We start from the raw sequence: 21,878 nt of genomic DNA, 5'->3' as shown, positions 1-21,878 counted from the left end.
CAGGCGTGCTCCGCTTCGCCTTCACCAGCGCGACGCGCACCACCGCAACCGACGACCTCGTCGGCGATGGCGTGTCGGACTTCCACATCGCGCTTAGCCGCCGCGTCACCTTCGGGACCGGCGTCTTCGTGCTGCAGCGGCGCACTGTCCCGTTCCGTCCACCATCCCGCAAGCGGATCGATCATGACGACCATCAACGGCACCATCAACGACGACATGCTCACGGGCACCGACCAGGCCGACGTCATCCACGGCAATGGCGGCATCGACCAGCTCACCGGGGGTGGCGGTAACGACGCGCTCTTCGGCGGCGACGGCGGCGACCTGATCGTCGGCGATCTCGGCAACGACACCATCTCCGGCGACGCCGGGGACGACACCCTCGTCGGCGGCGACGGGGCGGACGTGCTGAACGGCGGCGCCGGCATCGACACGGCCGCCTACATCTTCAGCACGGTCGGGGTGGTCGCGACGATCGGCGGCACCGGTGTCGGCGGCGAAGCCCAAGGTGACAGGATCGGTGCCGACATCGAGAACCTCGCTGGCTCCGCATTCGCCGATACGCTGGTCGGCTCGGCCGGCGCCAACACCCTCGATGGCTTCGACGGCAACGATCATTTGCAGGGGCTGGACGGCAATGACGTCCTCGCAGGGGAGAACGGGGATGACCTGCTCGACGGGGGCAACGGCGACGACACGCTCGTCGGCGGCGCCGGGGGGGACGTGCTGAGCGGCGGCGCCGGCAACGACACGGTCGACTACTCCAACAGCGCCATCGGGGTGGATGTTGCGATCGGCGCCGCCGGTTTCCAGGGCGATGCCCAAGGCGACACGGTCGGCGGCGACATCGAGAACTTCATCGGCTCGCAGAGCGGCGACATATTGGTCGGGTCGGCCGTCGACAACATCCTGACGGGGGCCGGGGGCGACGACCGTCTGCTGGGGCGGAACGGCGACGACACCCTTGTCGGGGGTGATGGAAACGATCAGCTCGAAGGGGACGACGGCAACGACAATCTCATTGGGGGCAACGGGGACGATCAGATCACCGGGGGCAACGGCGACGATGCCATCGTGATCAATATGGGGGCAGCGGTGGTCGACGGCGGCGACGGTTTCGACACTCTTGTCGTCAACCGGGTCGCTTCGACGGTCGGGGGCATCTTCTCCGTCAACGACAGGGACGCCCCCGATGGCCTGCATGCGATCGGCATCGAGAGCCTGACCTACAACGCCGGATCCGGCATCGACATCGTCATCGGCAGCAGCGGCGCCGATGCCCTCTTCGGCAACGGCGGCGACGACGCACTCAGCGGACGGGGCGGCAACGACACGCTCTCGGGCGGCGACGGCAGCGACGACCTTGCCGGAGAGGACGGGAATGACCGGCTCGACGGGGGCAACGGCGATGACGTCCTGACCGGTGCCGGCGGCGCCGATGCGCTGAACGGCGGCGCCGGCAGCGACCTAGCCGAGTATTCCAACGGCCTGCTCGGCGTGACGGTGAACCTCGCCACCGGAATCGGCAGCGGCGGCGAGGCCCAGGGCGACACCCTGACGGCGATCGAAAATCTCGACGGCAGCCAGGGCAACGACACATTCGACGGCAACAGTGCCGACAACATCCTGCTCGGCAACAACGGCAACGACGTGCTCCGCGGCGGTGCCGGGGCGGATCGGCTCGACGGCGGCGACGGGGTCGACCTGGCCAGCTACTCCACCAGCACCACGGGCGTCTCGGTCAGCCTCATTTCCGGGATCACCAGTGGCGGCGATGCGCAGGGCGATGTCCTGATCAATATCGAGAATCTCGACGGCAGCCAGGGCAACGACACGCTCGAAGGCGATGCCGGGGCGAACACCCTGTCGGGCCTCGGTGGCAATGATGTGCTGCGTGGCGGCGTGGGGGCGGATCATCTCGACGGCGGCGCCGGGATCGACACCGCCGATTACGGGCACGGCATGGCCGGTGTGACGGTGAGCCTGGCCACCGGTACCGGCTCCGGCGGTGAGGCCCAGGGCGATAGCCTGACCGCGATCGAAAGCCTGATCGGCAGTCAGGGCAACGACACCCTTGAGGGCAGCAGCGTCAGCAACGCCCTGTCCGGCGGGAATGGCAATGATGTGCTCCGCGGCGGCGCCGGGGCGGACCATCTCGACGGCGGCGCCGGCATCGATTCCGCGATCTACTCGGAGAACACGACCGGCGTGGCGATCAATCTCGGCACCGGCACGGGCGCCGGCGGCACCGCCCAGGGCGACACGCTGACTGGTATCGAGAATGTCTATGGCGGCAGCGGCAACGATGCGCTGATCGGATCCAACGCCAATGACGGGCTGGTCGGCGGTGCCGGCAACGACGTCCTGGTCGGGATGGGGGGCAAGGACACCCTGATCGGCGGGGCCGGGGCCGACCGCTTCACCTATGGCAGCATCGGCCAGAGTCCGGTCGGCGCCGGGGCCGACCTGATCACCGATTTCAGCCATGTCCAGGGCGATCGCATCGACCTCGCGGCCGTCGACGCCAACACGGCGGCGGCCGGCGACCAGGCGTTCAGCTTCATCGGCTCGGGCGCCTTCACCCACCATGCCGGCGAGCTGCGCGAGGCGGTGGCCGGCGGCGTCGCCACGGTCAGCGGCGACGTCAATGGCGACGGCGTCGCCGACTTCAGCATCACCCTGACCGGCGGTATCACCCTCGGGACCGGCGATTTCGTGCTCTAGCGGGGTAGGCCACCCCGCCCCGAGGTGCCCGACAAGCCGCTGACGTCTGGGTACTCAAATGCCGAAGCTGCATCGAGATTGGATCAGCAGCTACAGATTGTCGCCCTCGGCAAAATATCATCGCCTGGCAAGAGATGTGCGTGGAGCTAGCTTTTCCGCGAATATTTCCAAAATGTAGAGGCCAGAAGCAAAACAATACCCCAACCACAACGAGGTAGAAAATGAATATCACCGGAGACGACGGCAGCAATTCCATCACCGGCACCGACGATCCTGACTTCATTGTTGGTCAGGGCGGCGACGATTCGCTGTTCGGCGCCGGCGGGGACGACCTTCTGGATGGCGGCGAAGGCAACGATCTGATGATCGGCGGAGCCGGTGCCGATTGGATGGCCGGCGGCAATGGCGATGACAGGTTGGACGGCGGCGATGGCAACGACCTCCTGGCCGGTGGAGACGGGGCCGATCAGTTGACCGGTGGCAATGGCATCGACACCGTCACCTACGCCGTCAGCACGGAAGGCGTGTCGATCGATCTCGCCTTCAACGTGTATGGGGGCGGGGCCGCGGGAGACCAGCTGTCCCTCATCGAGAACGTGATCGGAACCAAGTTCAACGACACGATCACGGCCTCCAACTTCGGGTCCGATGCCGGCAACCAGTTCGACGGCGGCGCCGGCGACGATACGTTGAGCGGCGGCGCCGGGATGGACGGCCTCAACGGCCAGGACGGCAATGACATCCTGCTGGGCGGTGTCGATGCGGATGCGCTGAACGGCGGTGCCGGGCAGGACCGCCTCGAAGGCCAGGACGGCAATGATAGCCTGCTGGGCGGCGACGGTGCAGACACGCTGCGCGGTGGCGCCGGGGCGGACCATCTCGACGGCGGTGCCGGCACCGATTCCGCGCTCTACTCCGAGAACACGGCCGGTGTGGCGATCAACCTGGGCACCGGCACAGGCGCCGGCGGCACCGCCCAGGGCGATACGCTGACCGGGATCGAGAATGTCTATGGCGGCAGCGGCAACGACTCGCTGATCGGGTCCAGCGGCAATGACGGGCTGGTCGGCGGCGCCGGCAATGACGTGCTGACGGGCCTGGCGGGCAAGGACACGCTGATCGGTGGCGCCGGGGCCGACCGCTTCACCTATGGCAGCATCGGCCAGAGCCCGGTCGGCGCCGGGGCCGACCTGATCACCGATTTCAGCCACGCCCAGGGCGACCGCATCGACCTGGCGGGCATCGACGCCGTCACCACGGTGGCCGGCGACCAGGCCTTCCACTTCATCGGCAGCGCCGCCTTCACCCACCATGCCGGCGAGTTGCACGAAAGCGTGGCCGGCGGGGTCACCACGGTCAGCGGCGACGTCAATGGCGACGGCGTCGCGGATTTCAGCATCAACCTGACCGGGTCGATCACCCTCGCCGCCGGCGACTTCGTGCTATAGCGGGGCGGGGCGGGCCTCGCCGCCCCAGCCAGCATGCCCGTGCGCCACAGCGACCTAGTTCGTTGGCGCCTCAGCGCTGTGGGGCCGATCTCTCGGCCATGCCCGAGCGGGCTCCGACCCCAGGTCAGGCCGACTGGTGGGTCAGCCGGGCGCGGAGGTAGCCGACCGCCATCACCAGCAGCAGGATGCCGCCCCAGATGGCGAGCGTCAGATGGGTGCTGAAGCCGAGCAGGTTGAAGCCGCTGGAGATGGCCTGGAGGATGACCAGCGCCAGCACCAGCCCGCCGACCTTGCCGAAGCCGCCGAACGGGTCGGTGCCGCCCAGCACCGCCGCCAGGATGGTGACCAGCAGGTAGCTTTCGCCGTAGCTGGCATTGGCCGAGTTGAACCGTGCCATCAGCACCAGCCCGGCGACGCCGCACAGCAGGCCGGACAGGGTGTAGGTCCACAGCAGCATCCGCCGGGTGTCGACGCCGGAGAACCGGGTCGCCTGCTCGTTCGACCCGATCAGGTACAGGTTCACGCCGAAGGGCGTGCGGTTCAGCAGCAGCGCCACCGGCAGGGCGCACAGGATGAAGACGAACAGCGGCATCGGCACCGGCCCGACCATGCCGTTGCCGAGGAACAGGATTCCGTCCGGGAACCCGCCGATGACGTTGCCGCGGGTGAAGCCGATGGCCAGGCCCTTGAACAGGATCATGGTGCCCAGAGTCGCCAGGATCGGCGACACGCCGCAATAGGCGATGATCACGCCGTTGATGGCGCCGCAGATCGAGGCCACCACCAGCCCGGCCAGGATGGCGAGCAGGATCACCCCAAGCCCGGCATCGATGCCGCCATATTGGGTCATGATCCAGCCCATCACCAGGGCCGCGCAGTTGGCGGTGGAGATGACGGACAGGTTCAGCCCGCCGCAGACCAGGGTGATCATCATTGCCAGCGCCAGCACGCCGAGCTCCGGCAGCTGGAAGGCGATCGACTGCAGGTTGGCGGCGGACAGGAAGCGGTCGCCGACCATCAGCGAGAACACCAGGACCACGGCGACCAGCAGGACCGACAGCCCGGTGAGAACCGGGTCGATGCGCAGCTTCGGGCGGACGCTGGTCTCAGACGACGCCACGGCTCTTCCTCCTGGTCTTCATGCGGTCGCTCAGCGCGGTGATGCAGACGCTCACCAGGATCACCAGGCCGGTGCAGACCTGGGTCCAGTAGGAGGACACGCCGATCATGATCAGCCCGTTCTGCAGGATGGCGAGCAGCGCGATGCCGAGCACGGTGCCCAGCACGGTGCCGACCCCACCCAGCAGGCTGGCGCCGCCCAGCACCACGGCGGCGAGCACGTCGAGCTCGCGCCCCACCAGCACGTTCGGCGCCACCTGCTGCTGCAGCTGGGCGTGGATGATGGCGGCGACCCCGGCCATCACGCCGAGATAGCCGAACACGAAGAGATGCAGCCGGAACACGCCGAAGCCGAGCCGCTTCGCCGCCTCCGGATTGCCGCCCAGGGCGTAGATCTGGCGGCCGATCGCGGTCTGGTTCAGCAGCGCCCAGGTCGCCAGCAGCGACAGCACCAGCGCCAGCATCTGGATGGTGAAGCGGAACGACCCGCCATCCGGCAGCGGCAGCTGGAACAGGATGCCTTTGAAGAAGTACGGCGGCAGGTTGAAGATCTGCTTGCCGCGGGAGAAGAACATCAGCAGCCCGAAGAACAGGTTCATCGTCGCGATGGTGACGATGATCGACGACGCCCTGAACTTCGAGACGATGACGGCGTTGACCAGGCCGAGCCCCAGCCCGACCGCCATGGCCACGGCGAAGACGATCGCCCAGTCCAGCACCGGCACGCCGAGCCCCGGCTTGCCCACGACGTAGAGCGCGAACAGCGCCGCCAGGTACTGCGCCACCATGGTGGTGGCGGCGAAGGAGATGTCGATGTTGCCGGAGATCAGCACCACCAGCAGCCCCGCCGCCAGCACGCCGGTGACAGCGTAGGAGTTGGCGAGGTTGGAGAAGTTCGACAGCGTCAGGAAGTTCGGCGTGGCCACGCCCAGCCCGACCACCGCCGCCAGGATCACCACCACGAGATAGAATTCGGTGCGCCGCAGCAGGCGTCCGAGCAGCGGGCTGCGGCCTTCAGACAAGGTCACGGCGCTATCCATTGACGCTCTGCCTCAGCTCGGCCTCCGTGGTCTGGTGCGGCCGGAACTCGCCGGCGATCCGCCCCTGCCGCATCACCAGGATGCGATGGCAGTGGTACAGCACCTCGGGGATCTCGTCGGAGATCATGATCACGGCCATGCCCTCGGCCGCCAGCCGCTTCACCACCTCGTAGATCCCGTCCTTGTTGGCGATGTCGACGCCGACCGTCGGGCTGTCGAGGATCAGCACCTTGGGCTGGGTCGCGATCCATTTCGCCAGCACCACGCGCTGCTGGTTGCCGCCCGACAGGGTACGCACCGCGTTCTCCGGGTCCGACACCTTGATGTTGAGCGACCGGATGGCACCCTGGACCTGGTCGTTCGCCGCCCGGCGCCGGATCAGCCCGAAGGCCGAGGTCAGCCGGTCGAGGATGGTGACGGTGGCGTTGCGCGCGATCGACTGCGGCAGCACCAGGCCCAGCGTCAGCCGGTCCTCGGAGACATAGGCGATGCCCTGGCGGATCGCCTGCTTCGGCGACCCGGTGCGCACCGGCCGGCCTTCGATCCTGACCTCGCCGGCATCGGCCGGGTTCATGCCGAACAGCGACAGCGCCATCTCGGTGCGGCCGGAGCCGAGCAGCCCGGTGATGCCCAGGATCTCGCCGCGATGCACGGTGAAGCCGATATCGGCGAATTCCCCCGCCTTGCCGAGGCCGGCCACTTCGAGCACCGGCTCGGCCCGGGTCGCGCCCGGGTCCAGCACGTCGTAGTGGAATTCCTTGCCGGTCATCAGGAACGCCATGCGCCCGGCATCGATCTCCGCCGCCGGCCAGGTGCCGACCTTGCGGCCGTCGCGCATCACCGTGACCCGGTCGGCGATTTCCATCACCTCGTCCAGGCGGTGGCTGACGAACAGGGTCGAGATGCCATGCGCCTTGAGGTCGAGCACCAGGCGCAGCAGGGCGTCGACCTCGGTCCGGGTCAGCGACGCCGTCGGCTCGTCCATGATCACCAGCTTCGCGTCGGCGGCCAGTGCCCGGCAGATCGCGACCAGTTGGCGGCTGGCGATGTTGAGGGTGCCGACCAGGGCGTCGGGGTCGAGCCGCACGCCGATCCGCGCCATCGCGCCACGCGCCGAGTCGCGGATCGCGGCCCAGCGCGCCGGGCCGAAGGAACGGCCGACATGGTGGCCGATGCCGATGTTCTCGGCCACGGTCAGGTTCGGGAACAGCGACAGGTCCTGATAGATCACCTGGATGCCGCGGCGGACCGATTCGACCGGGTTCAGATGCGTGGTCGCCTCGCCGCCGATGGCGATGCGGCCGCCCGGCTCGGGCGCCAGCACCCCGGCGATGACCTTGATCAGGGTGCTCTTGCCGCAGCCGTTCTCGCCGACCAGGCAATGCACCTCGCCGGCGGCGAGATCGAAATCGACCTCGCGCAGGGCATGCACGCCGCCGAAGCGCTTGCCGATGCCCTGGAGGTCGAGGAACAGATCCGTCATGCGGGGCGGGGCCCCCTCTATGGCCTCCCCCTCCCCTCGCGGGAGGGGGTAGGGGGAGGGGGTTGTTTCCGGAGCAGCGGCGCCGGCCTTTGGTCGCCGCCTTGATCAGCCTGTTCGACGGATCGGAGATCGGGCTTCAACGGCCCGAACCCCCTCCCCCTACCCCCTCCCGCAAGGGGAGGGGGAGTGACGGAGCCAGGGCCGGGGCCGATTCGGCCTCACAGCCCGGCGTCGACCAGCTTGTCCACCGAGTCCTTGTTGATGTGCAGGATCAGGTTGGCGCGGATGTTGTGCGTCGCCGCATCCACCGCGACCTTGCCGACGCCCGGAATCTCCATGCCGTCGGTGATCGGCTTCTTGTCGAGTACCAGCTTGGCCACCGCCATCATGGCGTAACCGGCGTCGATCGGGTTCCACAGGAAGCATTCCTGCACCACCCCATCGGTGATCAGCGCCCGGCCCGGGCTGGGCAGGCAGGTGCCGGTGACGAACACCTTGCCCTGCATGCCACGCTCGCGCACCGCGTTGCCGGCGCCGATCGGGCCGTTCGAGCCGAAGCCGATGATGCCCTTCAGGTTCGGATAGGCGGTGATGGCGTCCATCGCCACCTTGTAGGAGCTGTCGACCTCGTCGGCGCCCGGGAAGCGCTCGGTGGCCAGCTTCATCTTCGGGTACTTCGCCTTCTGATAGGCGATCGCCGAATCGGCCCACAGGTTGTGCAGCGGCGTGGTCAGGGTGCCGACCATGACGATGTATTCGCCCTCGCCGCCCATCGACTGGGCCAGCCGCTCCATCTGGACCTCGCCGAACTCCTTCGAATCGATCAGCTCGATGTTCCAGGTCTTGGTCTTCTGCTCCGGCGCCTCATGGGTGATGATCGGGATGCCGGCCGCGGCGGCGCGCTGCAGCACCGGCTCCATCACGTTGATGTCCAGCGGGATCAGGCCGATGGCATCGACCTTGCGGGCGATCAAATCCTCGACCAGTTTGACCTGCTGCGCCGGGTCGACGGTGTTGGGGCCGACCATCGAGGCGTTCAGGCCGAACTCCTCACCGCCCTTCTGGATGCCCTGCTCGACCGCGTTGAACCAGGGGATGCCGGCGATCTTCACCACCGTCACCACCTCGGGCTTGTCGGCGGCGAAGGCGGCGCCGGCCAGCAGCATCGCGGCCGCCGGCAGGGCGTATTTCAGGAAATTCCGGGTCATGTCTTGGCCTCCCTCTGTTGCGTTCTTGTTGCCGCCGCTGGGTCTTGCGCCCGGTGGCGATGCATCGCGTGGCAAACGTTTGCGTCAAACCCTCGGAATGGTCAAGGCCGCCTTCCGGCGGTTTTGATCCGACAAATGTTCGAGGCGAAGAACGTTTGAAGTCAAGGGGCTGCGCGCAGCGACGGGTGCAGCTCGGGCCGATAGCCGGCGGCGAGCACGGCGACGCTGGGCAGCGGCGTCAGCAGCCCGACCCGGCCGGAGGCGGGGCGGGGCCGGGCGGCGCCATAGCCCGCCATGTCCCAGCGCCGCAGCGTGCCACCGAGCACCAGCCAGGCACCGCCGGGGTCGTCGGGCAGCGCCACTATCGCCGCATCCGGCAGGGTCGCGATCGGGTGCGACACGGTGCGCTGGCGGCGGGTGGCGGGATCGATCCGGGCGGGATGCATCACCCGGTCCATCGCCTCGGCCGAGGGCAGAGCCGCCAGGCCTTCGGCCCGGGCCCAGGCGGCGCGCCAGGCGTTGTAGGCCTCGCGCCGGCATTCGGCGCAGGGGCGGTGGCCGGCGGCGATCGCCACCGCCTCGTCCAGGAAGAACAGATGGGTCCAGCGATTCGGCGTCATCACCTGGCGCCAGCGCCCCTTGAACTGCAGCCGGCAGCAGATCCAGCGCGTGGTCGACCACGGCCGGCGGATGCGCCCGTCGGCATCGTGCAGCACGCCGCGGTTGCCCAGCATGGCGCCGCGAGCGGGGTCGGCGACGATCTCGCCGAAGGGCGTGACGCGGTTGCAGCGAGTCATGCCTGGATCATGGCATGGCGGCCATGCCGCACCAGAGATTGTCACTATACCGACCAGTCGGTATAGTGATCGCCATGAGCAAGCCCGACACCAAGACCCGGATCCTGAGCGCCGCCGAGCTGGTGGTGCTGGAGCGCGGCGTCTCGGCCCTCACGCTGGACGCGGTGGCCGAGGCCGCGGGGCTGAGCAAGGGCGGGCTGATCTACCATTTCGACAGCAAGGAAGCGCTGATCCGCGCCATGATCGCCCGGATCGGCACCTGCATGCAGGAGCGGATGGACCGCCTCTGCGCCAATGACGGCCGGCCGGGCACCTGGACCCGCGCCTATCTCGACGCCGCCTTCCCGCCGCCGGGAACCGAGGACGACAAGGACGCGGCGCGCGAGGCGGCGCTGATCGCGGCGCTGGGCAACGACCCCGCCCTGCTGGCGCCCTACGCCACGCAATACGCCGGCTGGGTCGAGCAGCAGAAGGCGGACGGCATCGACCCGGTGCTGTCCGCCATCATCCGGCTGGCCGCGGACGGGCTGTGGCTGAACGAGGTCTTCGGCATCCGCGCCGTCGGCGAATCCGACCGCGCGGCGCTGCTGCAGCGGTTGCGGGCGATGACACGGCCCGGCGACGCCTGATCTTTCATATCGAGGAGCGACACATCATGGCTTGGGTGATCCTGATCATCGCCGGCCTGTTCGAAGTGGGCTGGGCCATCGGCCTGAAATACACCGAGGGCTTCAGCCGGCTGTGGCCCAGCCTGGGCACCGCCGCGGCCATGATCGTCAGCCTGGTGCTGCTGGGCGTGGCGCTGAAGACCCTGCCGCTGGGCACCGCCTATGCCATCTGGACCGGCGTCGGCGCGGTCGGCACCGCGATCCTGGGCATCTACCTGTTCGGCGAATCCGGCGACCCCGCCCGCCTCGCCTGCATCGGCCTGATCGTCGCCGGCATCGTCGGCCTGAAGCTTGTCACGCCCCACTAACCCCCAATCCGTCGCCGCGAGTCCACTGCCATGACCTGGGTTCTCCTGCTCGCCGCGATCGGCTTCGAGGTCGCCGGCACCGTCTGCATGAAGCTGTCGGACGGGTTCCGCAATCCGCTGCCGTCGGTGCTGATCTTCGTGTTCTACGCCGCCGCCTTCGGCCTGCTGACCCTGACCCTCAAGCGGATGGAGCTGAGCATCGCCTACGCGGTCTGGGCCGGCATCGGCACCGGCCTGACCGTGGTCATCGGCGTGCTGTGGTTCGAGGAGGCGCTGACCATGCTGAAGCTGGTCTCGGTCGCCCTGGTCATCGCCGGCATCGTCGGGCTGAACCTGGGCGGCGCCCATTGAGGACCCCAGAGGAAGGGGCTGGATTTGTTCCGCCGCCTGGGCTCAACTGGCGCCGTTTCAGGCCCGTGTTAGCGCTCGAGGATTCCGAAGGATGCAGGAGATTTCCATTGCCGGCCGCAAGATCGGCCCCGACCATCCGCCCTACGTCATCTGCGAGCTGTCCGGCAACCACAATGGCGAGCTGGCCCGGGCGCTGAAGATGCTGGAGGCGGCGAAGGCGACCGGCGCCGACGCGGTGAAGCTGCAGACCTACACCGCCGACACCATCACCCTGAACCATGACAGCGACCAGTTCCGGATCAAGGGCGGGCTGTGGGACGGGCGGCTGCTGTACGATCTGTACCAGGAGGCCTCGACCCCCTGGGAATGGCATGACGCGCTGTTCGCCAAGGCGCGCGAGCTGGGCATCACCATCTTCTCCACCCCCTTCGACAAGACCGCCGTCGACCTGCTGGAGGGGCTGGGCGCCCCGGCCTACAAGGTCGCGTCCTTCGAAGTGGTCGACCTGCCCCTGGTCGAGTACATCGCCAGCAAGGGCAAGCCGATGATCATCTCCACCGGCCTGGCCAACCTGGCCGAGATCCATGAGGTGATCGCGGCGGCCCGCCGCGGCGGCGCCAACCAGCTGGTGGTGCTGCACTGCATCAGCTCGTACCCCGCGCCGATGGAGGACGCCAACCTCCGCACCATGCCGAACCTGTCGCAGACCTTCGACGTGATCAGCGGCCTGTCCGACCACACCATGGGCACCGCCGCCTCGGTCACCGCGATCGCGCTGGGCGGGTCGGTGATCGAGAAGCACTTCACCCTGGCGCGCGCCGATGGCGGCCCGGATTCGGCCTTCTCGCTGGAGCCCGAGGAGTTCACCCGGCTGGTCGAGGACTGCAAATCCGCCTGGGCGGCGCTGGGCCGGGTGCGCTACGACCTCAAGGGGTCGGAGGCCGGCAACATCGTCTTCCGCCGCTCGCTCTACGTCACCCGCGACGTCAAGGCCGGCGAGACGCTGACCGAGGACAATGTCCGGTCGATCCGCCCGGGCTACGGCCTGGCGCCGAAGCACCAGCCCGAGGTGCTGGGCCGCCGCGCCAGCCGCGACCTCGCCCGCGGCGAGCCGCTGGCCTGGGAGATGGTGAGGTAACGTCCGACCTATTCTTCACCGCCTGATTGCGCAACACTTCCGTGTCATTCCCGCGACAGCGGGAATCCCCCGCTGATTGTCGAGAGATCCCCGCTGTCGCGGGGGTGACGAAAGAATCGCAAACAGGCAGGAAGCGCATGTCGGTCGTCGCGGTCCTCGATGTCGGCAAGACCAATCTGAAGCTGCTGGCGGTGACGCCGGAGGGCGCGGTGCTGGAGGCGATCCGCGCCCGCAACCTGTCGCTGCCCGGCCCGCCCTATCTGCGGGTCGACCTGGCGGCGATCGAGGCCTGGCTGCTGCGGGCGCTGGGCGAGCTGGCCCGCCGCCACCGGCTTTCGGCCTTCGTCGCCACCGGCTACGGCTCGAGCGGCGTGCTGGTCGACGAGACCGGCCCGGCCCTGCCGATGCTGGATTACGAGACCGAGGCGCCGGACTGGCTGCACGACGCCTATGCCGCCGAGGCGCCCGGCTTTGCCGAGACCGGCTGCGCCATCGGCGCCGGGGCGCAGCGCCTGGCCAAGCAGCTGCTGTGGCTGGAGCGCGACTGGCCCGAAGGCTTCGCCCGCGCCCGCCACCTGCTGGCCCTGCCGCAATACTTCGCCTGGCGCCTGGGCGGGGTGGCGGCCAGCGAGATCACCACCCTGGCGGCCCAGACCCATCTGTGGAACCCGCAGGCCGGCGACGTCACCGCCATCGTCGACCGGCGCAGCTGGCGCCGGCTGATCCCGCCGCGCCGCAACGCCTGGGACGTGCTGGGCACCATCCGGCCCGACCTGGCCGCCGCCCATGGCCTGCCCACCGACCTGGCCCTGCTGTGCGGCGTGCATGACAGCAACGCCAACTACCATCGCTTCCTGGCCGCAGGCCTGGGCGACGTGCCGCTGCTGTCGACCGGCACCTGGATCATCGGCTTCCGGCCGGGGCTGGCGCTGGACCGGCTGGACGGCCGCCGCGGCATGGTCGCGAATGTCGATGTCGATGGCCGGCCGATCGGCTGCACCCTGCATATGGGCGGCCGCGAGTGGGAGCGGATCGCCGGTGAAGGCCCGGCCGACGCGTCCACGGCCGATGTCGCCGCGCTGGTCGCGGCCGGAACCCTGGCGCTGCCCGGTTTCGCCGACAGCGACGGGCTGTTTCCGGGGCGGGGCGGCCGTGGCGAGATCCTGGGTCCCCCACCGCAGGGGTCGGCGGCCCGTTCGGCCCTGGCCACGCTGTATACCGCCCTTTGCTGCGCCACGGCGCTGGACCTGCTGGACGCCCGGGACCGGGTGATCGTCGATGGCGGCTTCGCCGCCAACCCGCTGTTCGCCCCGCTGCTGGCGGCGCTGCGGCCCGGCCATCGGGTCGAGGTTTCCGCCGCACCGGACGGCAGCGCGGTCGGCGCGGCGCTGCTGTGGGCCCGCCACCAGGGCGCACCGCCGGCCACCGTGGCGCTGCTGCCGGCGCCGCCGCTCGCCGTGCCCGGCCTCGCCGCCTATGCCGAGCGCTGGAGGTCCCTGACTGGCGCGCCGGGCCGTCCGGCGCTATAGATCGGACGTATCAGCGCCGCCCGTCCAACGACAAGCCCCGAGGAAACCGATGCCCGCCCCCAGCCACCTCGCCCTGCGCCAGGGCATCATCGACATCTGCCGCGAGATGAATTCGAGCGGGCTGAACCAGGGCACCTCGGGCAATGTATCGCACCGCATCGACGGCGGCATGCTGATCACCCCGACCAGCCTGCCCTACGACCAGATGCAGCCGGAGGACATCGTCGAGATGTCGTTCGACGCCAGCTATGAGGGCCGGCGGATGCCGTCCTCGGAATGGCGCTTCCACCGCGACATCCTGAAGAACCGGGACGACGCCAATGTGGTGCTGCACACCCATTCGGTGTTCTCGACCACGCTGGCGGTGCATGAGAAGGGCATCCCCTGCTTCCACTACATGGTGGCGGTGGCCGGCGGCATCGACATCCGCTGCGCCCCCTATGCCTGCTTCGGCACCCAGGAGCTGTCGGACTATGCCCTGGAGGCGCTGGAGGGCCGCACCGCCTGCCTGCTGGGCCATCACGGGCTGATCGTGCTGGCCGAGAACTTCGCCCGTGCGATGTGGCGGGCGATCGAGGTCGAGGTGCTGGCCAAGATGTATGTCCACGCCCTGGCGATCGGCGAGCCGCCCCGGCTGACCGAGGCCGAGATGACCCGGGTGATGGAGCAGATGCGGCGCATGAGCTACGGCCAGGCGCCTGACATCGACGGCGTCGACGACACGCCGCGACCGCGCAACGTCGCCTGAGGCCCCGCTTCCGCATCCGCCCCGCATCATGAGACGCGCTTTTGCCGTGATCGCCGGATGGCTGGTCGCGTTCGGCCCGGCCGCCGCCGCGGCGGCGGACGCGCCGGCGCCGTCGATCGACGTCCAGGTGATCGCCGCGACCACCAGCGCGCGGAACGACGTCAGCCTGGTGCTGATGGTGACCGGTGACGGGCTGGATCCCGGCGCCCTGCCGGCCGATTCGGACCAGTGCGACGGCACTGGCTACACCCGTGGGGAAGATCCGCCCGAGGTCGCCTGCTACAAGATCGTCGCCACCGAGAACGGCCAGCCCGTCTCCGCCCTGTCGTACCAGCAGCTGTTCAACCACGGCACGGTCGGCTACCTGCAGCTGCGCTACCACACGCCGGTCGAGCCACGCTATGCCCGCACCCTGCGCATCGACCTGTCCTTCACGCTGGGGAACGACGTGGTCCGCAATCACAATCCCGAGGCGGGGATCGACATGGCCGGCTTCTCCAGCGACGCCTTCCCCGACCCGGACAACCCCTGGGCTCCGCTCTACGCCTTCCAGGACCGGCGGCTGAATGCGCTCTATGCCGGGCTGACCGGCAGCCCGCAGGTGACCGGCGACCCGGCGCTGCGGTCGCTGCTGATCAAGGCCGAGCGCGACTGGGTGGCGTCCAAGGAGGCCGATTGCACGGCCCCGCTGATGCCGACGCCGCTGGAGGCCGATTGGTGCCGGACGCTGCGCACCACCGACCGCATCGACCACCTGACGGTCCTGCGCCGCAGCATGGCCGGGGCGACGCCATGATCCGCGCCGGGCTGGCCGGGCTGCTGCTGGCGATCGGCCTCCTCGGCTCCGCCCTGCCGGCCTGGGCGGAGCAAGTGCTGACCGTGGAGGTCCTGGCGGTGAAGGCCGGGCCGGCCGAGGTCAACATGCTGCTGCGCCTGACTGACGAGAGCGGCATCGACGTGCTGCGCCCCGAAGGCGACTGCGACAGCACCCTGCCCGGGATCGGCCAGACCACGACCGAGTGCTATGCCCTGGCCATCGTCGAGAACAGCGTGCCGGTCGGGCGCTATGCCTACCGCATCCTGGAGACCCGCAGCACCGACAGCTTCCTGCTGGTCACCTATCCCTCCACCGCCACCGGCGACCGCGGGGTCAGCCTGCGCATCGACTACAACGGCTTCTATAACCACGATCCCGAAACGGTGCTGATGCTGTCGGACTACGACAACGGCACCCTGGACCCGAAGGACCCGTTCGAGAGCCTGCACCGCCTGTATGCCGGCAAGCTGAAGGCCTTCGCCGCCGAGCTGGCGGAGAACCTGCCGTCCGAGGTCAACGACGCCGCGGCCAAGAGCTGGCGCGACGCCTTCATGGCGGCGCAGCGCAAATGGGCGCAGTTCGTCGAAAGCGACTGCGTGCTGGCCGCGCGGCTGGCCGGCGAGGCCCAGCGGAGCCGCTGCCTGGCCGACCGCACCATGGAGCGGATCGACCAGCTGGACACCAGCTTCAGCCCCGATTGATCCCCGCACGGCCCGGCGCCGCACCGATTTCACGGAACTTCCGCGCCGATTGCCCCTTTCTCGTGACGCGTTCGCGATTCCGCGCTTCTGGAGAAAAGACCATGCGTTCCATTCGCCTGCCCCTGGCCGCCCTTACCACCATCGCCCTCCTGGCCGGACCGGCATTCGCGCAGAGCGACGTCCAGAACCTGCTGGATCAGGCCGGCAATGCGCTCGACAAGGCCGGCCGCACCGTGCAGCAGGGCTACCAGGACACCGCCAAGGCGATCGACGAGGCCATCGCCAACCCGCAGGATCCGTCCTACGGCTCGTTGGCCAGCCGCCTGGTGAAGTCCGACGTGCTGGATTCGGCCCACCGGCCGATCGCCGAGATCGCCGATTTCGTGATCGCGCCGAACGGCCAGGTGCTGCTGGCCATCATCCGCATCGGCGGCACGCTGGGCGTCGGCGGCCGGCTGGTGGCGGCCGACTACAGCCAGCTGACCCCGGTGCTGCAGAAGGGCCATCCGGCCTTCGTCTACAAGGGCGACCTCGGCGCCCTGCCGGACTACAGGGTCGCCACCGGCGGCTGAGGGGGCGGGCGGCCGGAGCACACCCGGCCGCCCACACCGCCGAAGGCCCGGCCAGGACCGCCCGGCCGAAGATCACAAGACCGTAAGTTGAATCCATGGCCCCACCCCGCCGATAGTCCTGGCGGGTATGGATTCACATGCCCGCGCGGCCGGCAGATCCGGTCCCGCGGCACCGGATAGCAGAAGACGGATAGTCATCGCACGGGCTCACCCGGCCCGATTCCGGTCAAGCACAGCGACGGTCGGAATCATGCGGGTGAAACCCCTTGCCAGCCCGGCGCAGAGTGCCGGTGTGACTGGCACCGCCAGTCCGGCTCCTTGGCTGGACGGCGGCGCGGAGGATCGCTCGTGATCCCGCGCCTCGTCATGTCGCTGCTGCTGCTCCTGCCGCTGCTCGGCTGCCTTTACATCCTGGCCGGCGCGGTGGCGGTCGGGCGCTATGCCCGGCGCCCGCCCCATCCGGCCGCGGCCTTCCCCTCGATCACGCTGTTGAAGCCGCTGCACGGCGCCGAGCCCGGCCTGTACGAGAACCTGGCCTCGTTCTGCGCCCAGGACTATCCCGGCCCGGTCCAGCTGGTGTTCGGCGTCACCGATGTGCGCGACCCCGCCGTCCTGGTGGTCGAGCGGCTGCGCCACGCCTTCCCCCTGAAGGAGCTGACCCTGGTGATCGACCCGCGCCGGCACGGGTCGAACCCCAAGATGTCGAATCTGGCCAACATGGCGGAGGTCATCCGCCACGACACCGTCATCCTGTCGGACAGCGACATGCGGGTGGGGCCCGACTATCTCCGCCGGGTGGTGGGCGAGCTGCAGCGGCCCGGCACCGGCGGCGTGACCTGCCTGTACCATGGCGTCGCCGCCGCCGGGGTGTGGTCACGGCTGTCGGCCCTGGCGATCGACACCCATTTCCTGCCTGGCGTGGTCAACGGCCTGGGATTGGGCATGGCCCAGCCCTGCTTCGGGTCGACCATCGCGCTGGGCCGCGACACCTTCGACGCCATCGGCGGGGCCGAGGCCTTCGCCGACCAGCTCGCCGACGACCACGCCATGGGGGCCGCGGTGCGCGCCCGAGGGCTCGGTATCGCCGTGCCGTCCTTCACCATCGGCCATCTCTGCAGCGAGGCCTCGCTCGGCGCGCTGTGGGCGCATGAGCTGCGCTGGGCCCGGACGATCAAGAGCATCGATCCGGCGGGCCATGCCGGATCAGTCGTCACCCATGCCTTTCCGCTCGCGCTGGTCGCCGCGGCGCTGGGCGGCGGCCTGCCGGCCCTGGCCCTGGCCGGGCTGGCCGTGGTCGGTCGTGTCGCATTGTGCCTGCGGCTGGAACGCGCCTACGGTCTGCCACGCCATCCCTATTGGCTGATTCCGGCCCGCGACCTGTTGTCCTTCGCGGTGTTCGTGACCAGCTATCTGGGCCATGGCGTGAACTGGCGGGGACATCTCTACCGGCTGGTTCCCGACGGCACCCTGATGACGGATCGGCGGCCCCCTTCGCGATGACGCACCCTTGGTTCCTGCAGATCCTGCCGACCGGCGGCCGCGATGCCCGGTCCGGGCCGCTTCTGGCGCCCGGCCGGCTGCCGTGAAATTTAGCGATTCCCTAAAGTGAGCCGACTGCGTAGCCTGCCGCCAATGATTCCGGGTGCGGGCAGCCTGTGCCGGACCCGGCATGGACGACCGGAGTGCCCGTCGGGCCCGGCCCCTCGCGCCGGCGGATCGGTGCGGACGGCACAGGGGAAACGCGCAGGAACCGGACGATGACGACGCTCGAATCCCTGCCGGCGATTCTGCTCATGGTCATGGCCCTGGCCGGCTGCCTGTATCTCGGGCTCGGCGTCGTGATGATCGGCCGCCACATGCGCCGCCGCGCCGCCGATCCCGGCAGCTTCCCGTCGGTGACGGTGATCAAGCCACTGCACGGCACCGAACCCGGCCTGTTCGAGAACCTGTCCTCCTTCTGCATCCAGGACTATCCCGGCCCGATCCAGCTGCTGCTCGGCGTCGCCGATGCGCGCGACCCGGCCATCGCCGTGGTCGAACGGCTGCGCCACGCCTTCCCCAGGGTGGCGCTGGAGCTGGTGGTCGACCCGCGCCGCTATGGCTCGAACCGCAAGGTCTCGAACCTGATCAACATGTCGGAGGCGATCCGCCACGACGTGGTGGTGTTCTCCGACAGCGACGTGCGGGTGCGGCGCGACCATCTGCGCCAGGTGGTGGCGGAGTTGCAGGCCCCCGGCGTCGGCTGCGTCACCTGCCTGTATCACGGCCTGCCGACCGGCGGCCTGTGGTCGAAGCTGATCGCGCTGGGCATGGACGCGCATTTCACCCCCAGCGTGATCGTCGGCCTGGGCCTGAACATGGCCGAGCCCTGCCTCGGCACCACCATCGTGATGGAGCGGACCATGCTGGCCGAGATCGGCGGCATGGAAGCCTTCGCCGACCTGCTGGCGGAGGATCACGCGATCGGCGTGGCGATCCGCGCCCGCGGCCGCACCGTCGCCATCCCGGCCCAGCCGATCAGCCATCTCTGCAGCGAGGATTCGCTGCGGGCGCTATGGGCGCATGAGCTGCGCTGGGCGCGGACGATCAAGAGCATCGACCCCCTCGGCTATGCCGGGTCGATCATCACCCATCCCCTGCCGCTGGCCCTGCTGGCCTGGGCGCTGGGCGGCGGGCTGCCGGCCCTCGTCCTTGCAGGGCTGGCCCTCATCGGCCGGATCGCACTGTGCATCCGGCTGGAACGCGCCTACCATCAGCCGCGCCATCCCTATTGGCTGATACCCGCGCGCGACATCCTGTCCTTCGCGGTTTTCGTCGTGAGCTATCTCGGCCACGGCGTGAACTGGCGAGGGCATCTCTACCAACTCGTCCCTGACGGCACATTGATGACGGATCGGAGGCCCCCCTCCCCATGACCATGAAAACACTCTTCCTGCAGGCCCCATCCTTCGACGGTTTCGACGGCGGTGCCGGGTCGCGCTACCAGGCGAAGCGCGAGATCAAGTCCTTCTGGTACCCGACCTGGCTGGCCCAGCCGGCCGCGCTGGTCGAGGGATCGAAGCTGATCGACGGCCCGCCGTCGCGCATCACCCCGGCCGAAGTCGCCGCCCAGGCCAAGGATTACGACCTCGTCGTCCTGCACACCTCGGCCCCCTCCTTCGGCTCCGACCTGAAGATGGTCGAGGCGCTCAAGGCGGTGAACCCGTCGATCAAGGCCGGCTTCGTCGGCGCCAAGGTCGCGGTCGATCCCGATGGCGGGCTGGAGGGGTCGCCGCTGGTCGACTTCGTCGCGCGCAACGAGTTCGACTTCACCATCAAGGAAGTGGCCGACGGCCGCGACTGGTCCGGGATCGACGGCCTGTCCTATCGCAACGCCGAGGGGGTGATCGTCCACAACCCCGAGCGGGCGATCCTCGAGAACATGGACAAGCTGCCCTTCGTCACCCCGGTCTACCATCGCGACCTGAGGATCGAAGACTACTTCATCGGCTACCTCAAGCACCCCTACGTCTCGATGTACACGGGCCGCGGCTGCAAATCGCGCTGCACCTTCTGCCTGTGGCCGCAGACCGTGGGCGGGCACCGCTACCGCACCCGCAGCGTCGGCCATGTCATGGACGAGATCCGCTGGACCAAGCAGGCGATGCCGCAGGTCCGCGAGTTCTTCTTCGACGACGACACCTTCACCGACGACCTGCCGCGGGCCGAGGCGATCGCCCGCGAGATGGGCAAGCTCGGCATCACCTGGTCGTGCAACGCCAAGGCCAATGTGCCGCGCGAGACGCTGAAGGTGATGCGCGACAACGGCCTCAGGCTGCTGCTGGTCGGCTATGAATCCGGCAACCAGCAGATCCTGTTCAACATCAAGAAGGGCATGCGGATCGAGGTCGCCAAGAAGTTCACCAAGGATTGCCACGAGCTCGGCATCCAGATCCACGGCACCTTCATCCTCGGCCTGCCGGGTGAGAACAAGGACACGATCCAGGAGACGATCCGCTTCGCCACCGAGATCAACCCGCACACCATCCAGGTGTCGCTGGCCGCGCCCTATCCGGGCACGCACCTGTACAAGGAAGCGCTGGAGAACGGCTGGCTCGACGCCGCCAACGCCGAGCTGGTCGACGACAAGGGCGTTCAGATCGCGCCGCTGCACTACCCGCATCTGAGCCACCAGGAGATCTTCCATTCGGTCGAGGATTTCTACCGGCGCTTCTACTTCCGCGCGCCGAAGATCGCCTCGATCGTCGGCGAGATGGTGCGCAGCCCGGAGATGATGAAGCGCCGGCTGCGCGAGGGCGTGGAGTTCTTCCGCTTCCTGCGTGAGCGCAAGGCAGCCTCGCTCTGAGGCTGCTGGCGGTCACGGCCGACGACTTCGGCATCGCGCCCGAGGTCAATGAGGCCGTGGAGCTGGCCCATCGCGACGGCATCCTCAGTGCCGCCAGCCTGATGGTGGCCGGGCCGGCGGCGGCGGACGCCGTCGCCCGCGCCCGCCGGTTGCCCAACCTGAGGGTCGGGCTGCACCTCGTGCTGATCGAGGCGTGGCCGATGCTGCCGCCGGAGCAGGTGCCGGACCTGGTCGACAGCAACGGCCGCTTCCGCATCGACATGGCACGGCTGGGGCTGGAGATTGCCCTGCGTCCGGCCGTGCGGCGGCAGCTGCAGGCCGAGATCGCGGCCCAGTTCGCGGCCTATGCCGCGACCGGGCTGCCGCTGGAGCATGTCGACGCCCACAAGCACTACCACCTGCATCCGGTCATCGCCGAGGCGGTGATCGCCGTCGGCAAACGCCATGGCATGCGCAACCTGCGGGTGCCGGTCGAGCCGGCGTCGGTGCTGGCGGCGGTCGAGCCGGGGTCGCGGCGCCCCCTGGCCACGGCGGCCGGCCCCTGGGCCCGGCTGCTGCGCCGCCGCGCGCGCCGCGCCGGGCTGACCACGCCCGATGCGGTGTTCGGCCTGGCCTGGTCCGGCGCGATGACCGCGGAGCGGGTCGCCGGCCTGCTGCACCGCCTGCCCGAGGGCCGGATCGAGATCTACACCCACCCCGCGACCTCGGGCGGCTTCGACGGCGCCGCGCCGGGCTACCGCTATGCCGACGAGCTGGCGGCGCTGCTGGCGCCGGAATGCATCGCCGCCGCCCGCCGGCCGGATGTCCGCCTGGGCGGCTATGGCGACCCGCAGCCCCTGTCCGGCCTTCCCGCCGCCTGACGAAAACCATCTTCCCGGGGCA

20 protein-coding genes are annotated in these 21,878 nt (G+C 69.2%); 15 read left to right on the top strand and 5 right to left on the bottom strand.

Annotated features, from left to right (window positions below; translation table 11 throughout):
* Positions 1 to 183 precede the first annotated feature (183 nt).
* Positions 184 to 2,724, top strand: coding sequence for a beta strand repeat-containing protein (locus AB4112_RS11735; protein WP_441719737.1), 2,541 nt, complete (start codon positions 184 to 186; stop codon positions 2,722 to 2,724).
* 221 nt (positions 2,725 to 2,945) lie between these two features.
* A complete protein-coding gene (locus AB4112_RS11730) occupies positions 2,946 to 4,172 on the top strand; it encodes a calcium-binding protein (protein ID WP_441719734.1) in 1,227 nt (408 codons plus the stop codon).
* Positions 4,173 to 4,296: 124 nt separating this feature from the next.
* On the opposite strand, the gene AB4112_RS11725 is transcribed toward AB4112_RS11730, so the two are convergent.
* From AB4112_RS11725 to AB4112_RS11705, 5 genes are all read right to left on the bottom strand, one after another.
* Positions 4,297 to 5,292, bottom strand: a complete 996-nt coding sequence (locus tag AB4112_RS11725; protein WP_441719732.1) for an ABC transporter permease — start codon at positions 5,290 to 5,292, stop codon at positions 4,297 to 4,299.
* A complete protein-coding gene (locus AB4112_RS11720; RefSeq protein ID WP_309797844.1) occupies positions 5,279 to 6,319 on the bottom strand; it encodes an ABC transporter permease in 1,041 nt (346 codons plus the stop codon). The genes AB4112_RS11725 and AB4112_RS11720 overlap by 14 nt, the downstream gene beginning before the upstream one ends.
* Before the next feature lie 4 nt (positions 6,320 to 6,323).
* The gene (locus AB4112_RS11715) at positions 6,324 to 7,814 is read right to left on the bottom strand and encodes a sugar ABC transporter ATP-binding protein (RefSeq protein WP_309797846.1); all 1,491 of its coding nucleotides are present in this window, start codon (positions 7,812 to 7,814) and stop codon (positions 6,324 to 6,326) included.
* Between the two features lie 218 nt (positions 7,815 to 8,032).
* Positions 8,033 to 9,022: a substrate-binding domain-containing protein gene (locus AB4112_RS11710; protein WP_309797848.1), complete on the bottom strand. Its 990-nt coding sequence runs from the start codon at positions 9,020 to 9,022 to the stop codon at positions 8,033 to 8,035.
* Between the two features lie 161 nt (positions 9,023 to 9,183).
* Positions 9,184 to 9,819 carry a hypothetical protein gene (locus AB4112_RS11705; RefSeq protein ID WP_309797850.1) on the bottom strand — a complete coding sequence of 212 codons (636 nt, stop codon included), beginning with the start codon at positions 9,817 to 9,819 and terminating at the stop codon, positions 9,184 to 9,186.
* Between the two features lie 74 nt (positions 9,820 to 9,893).
* Between AB4112_RS11705 and AB4112_RS11700 the strand changes: the two genes are divergently transcribed.
* The 13 genes from AB4112_RS11700 to hpnK all read left to right on the top strand — a co-directional run bounded on the left by AB4112_RS11700 (position 9,894) and on the right by hpnK (position 21,856).
* Complete coding sequence (locus AB4112_RS11700) at positions 9,894 to 10,448, top strand: TetR/AcrR family transcriptional regulator (RefSeq protein ID WP_309797851.1); 555 nt, start codon at positions 9,894 to 9,896, stop codon at positions 10,446 to 10,448.
* A gap of 26 nt (positions 10,449 to 10,474) precedes the next feature.
* On the top strand, positions 10,475 to 10,795 hold the full coding sequence (gene sugE / locus AB4112_RS11695) for a quaternary ammonium compound efflux SMR transporter SugE (protein ID WP_309797853.1): 321 nt from the start codon (positions 10,475 to 10,477) through the stop codon (positions 10,793 to 10,795).
* Positions 10,796 to 10,825: 30 nt separating this feature from the next.
* Positions 10,826 to 11,146, top strand: a complete 321-nt coding sequence (locus tag AB4112_RS11690) for a DMT family transporter (protein WP_309797855.1) — start codon at positions 10,826 to 10,828, stop codon at positions 11,144 to 11,146.
* 91 nt (positions 11,147 to 11,237) lie between these two features.
* On the top strand, positions 11,238 to 12,284 hold the full coding sequence (gene pseI / locus AB4112_RS11685) for a pseudaminic acid synthase (protein ID WP_441719726.1): 1,047 nt from the start codon (positions 11,238 to 11,240) through the stop codon (positions 12,282 to 12,284).
* Between the two features lie 137 nt (positions 12,285 to 12,421).
* Positions 12,422 to 13,813: an FGGY-family carbohydrate kinase gene (locus tag AB4112_RS11680; RefSeq protein WP_309797859.1), complete on the top strand. Its 1,392-nt coding sequence runs from the start codon at positions 12,422 to 12,424 to the stop codon at positions 13,811 to 13,813.
* Between the two features lie 49 nt (positions 13,814 to 13,862).
* Complete coding sequence (locus AB4112_RS11675; RefSeq protein WP_441719723.1) at positions 13,863 to 14,561, top strand: class II aldolase/adducin family protein; 699 nt, start codon at positions 13,863 to 13,865, stop codon at positions 14,559 to 14,561.
* A gap of 28 nt (positions 14,562 to 14,589) precedes the next feature.
* Complete coding sequence (locus AB4112_RS11670) at positions 14,590 to 15,357, top strand: lysozyme inhibitor LprI family protein (RefSeq protein WP_441719721.1); 768 nt, start codon at positions 14,590 to 14,592, stop codon at positions 15,355 to 15,357.
* A complete protein-coding gene (locus tag AB4112_RS11665; RefSeq protein ID WP_441719718.1) occupies positions 15,354 to 16,079 on the top strand; it encodes a lysozyme inhibitor LprI family protein in 726 nt (241 codons plus the stop codon). Before AB4112_RS11670 ends, AB4112_RS11665 begins: the two co-directional genes overlap by 4 nt.
* Positions 16,080 to 16,180: 101 nt before the next feature.
* Positions 16,181 to 16,651, top strand: a complete 471-nt coding sequence (locus AB4112_RS11660; RefSeq protein ID WP_309797865.1) for a hypothetical protein — start codon at positions 16,181 to 16,183, stop codon at positions 16,649 to 16,651.
* 348 nt (positions 16,652 to 16,999) lie between these two features.
* Complete coding sequence (hpnI, locus tag AB4112_RS11655) at positions 17,000 to 18,151, top strand: bacteriohopanetetrol glucosamine biosynthesis glycosyltransferase HpnI (protein WP_441719716.1); 1,152 nt, start codon at positions 17,000 to 17,002, stop codon at positions 18,149 to 18,151.
* Between the two features lie 257 nt (positions 18,152 to 18,408).
* On the top strand, positions 18,409 to 19,566 hold the full coding sequence (gene hpnI / locus AB4112_RS11650; protein WP_441719714.1) for a bacteriohopanetetrol glucosamine biosynthesis glycosyltransferase HpnI: 1,158 nt from the start codon (positions 18,409 to 18,411) through the stop codon (positions 19,564 to 19,566).
* A complete protein-coding gene (gene hpnJ / locus AB4112_RS11645) occupies positions 19,563 to 20,996 on the top strand; it encodes a hopanoid biosynthesis associated radical SAM protein HpnJ (RefSeq protein WP_441719712.1) in 1,434 nt (477 codons plus the stop codon). The genes hpnI (AB4112_RS11650) and hpnJ overlap by 4 nt, the downstream gene beginning before the upstream one ends.
* On the top strand, positions 20,993 to 21,856 hold the full coding sequence (gene hpnK, locus AB4112_RS11640) for a hopanoid biosynthesis-associated protein HpnK (protein WP_441719794.1): 864 nt from the start codon (positions 20,993 to 20,995) through the stop codon (positions 21,854 to 21,856). Before hpnJ ends, hpnK begins: the two co-directional genes overlap by 4 nt.
* Positions 21,857 to 21,878: the final 22 nt, after the last annotated feature.

Source organism: Inquilinus sp. 2KB_23 (assembly GCF_052115705.1).
GTDB classification, from domain to species: Bacteria; Pseudomonadota; Alphaproteobacteria; order DSM-16000; family Inquilinaceae; genus Inquilinus; species Inquilinus ginsengisoli_A.
Note: the sequence above shows the minus strand (reverse complement) of the source record. Positions and strands in the feature narration are given on the sequence as shown.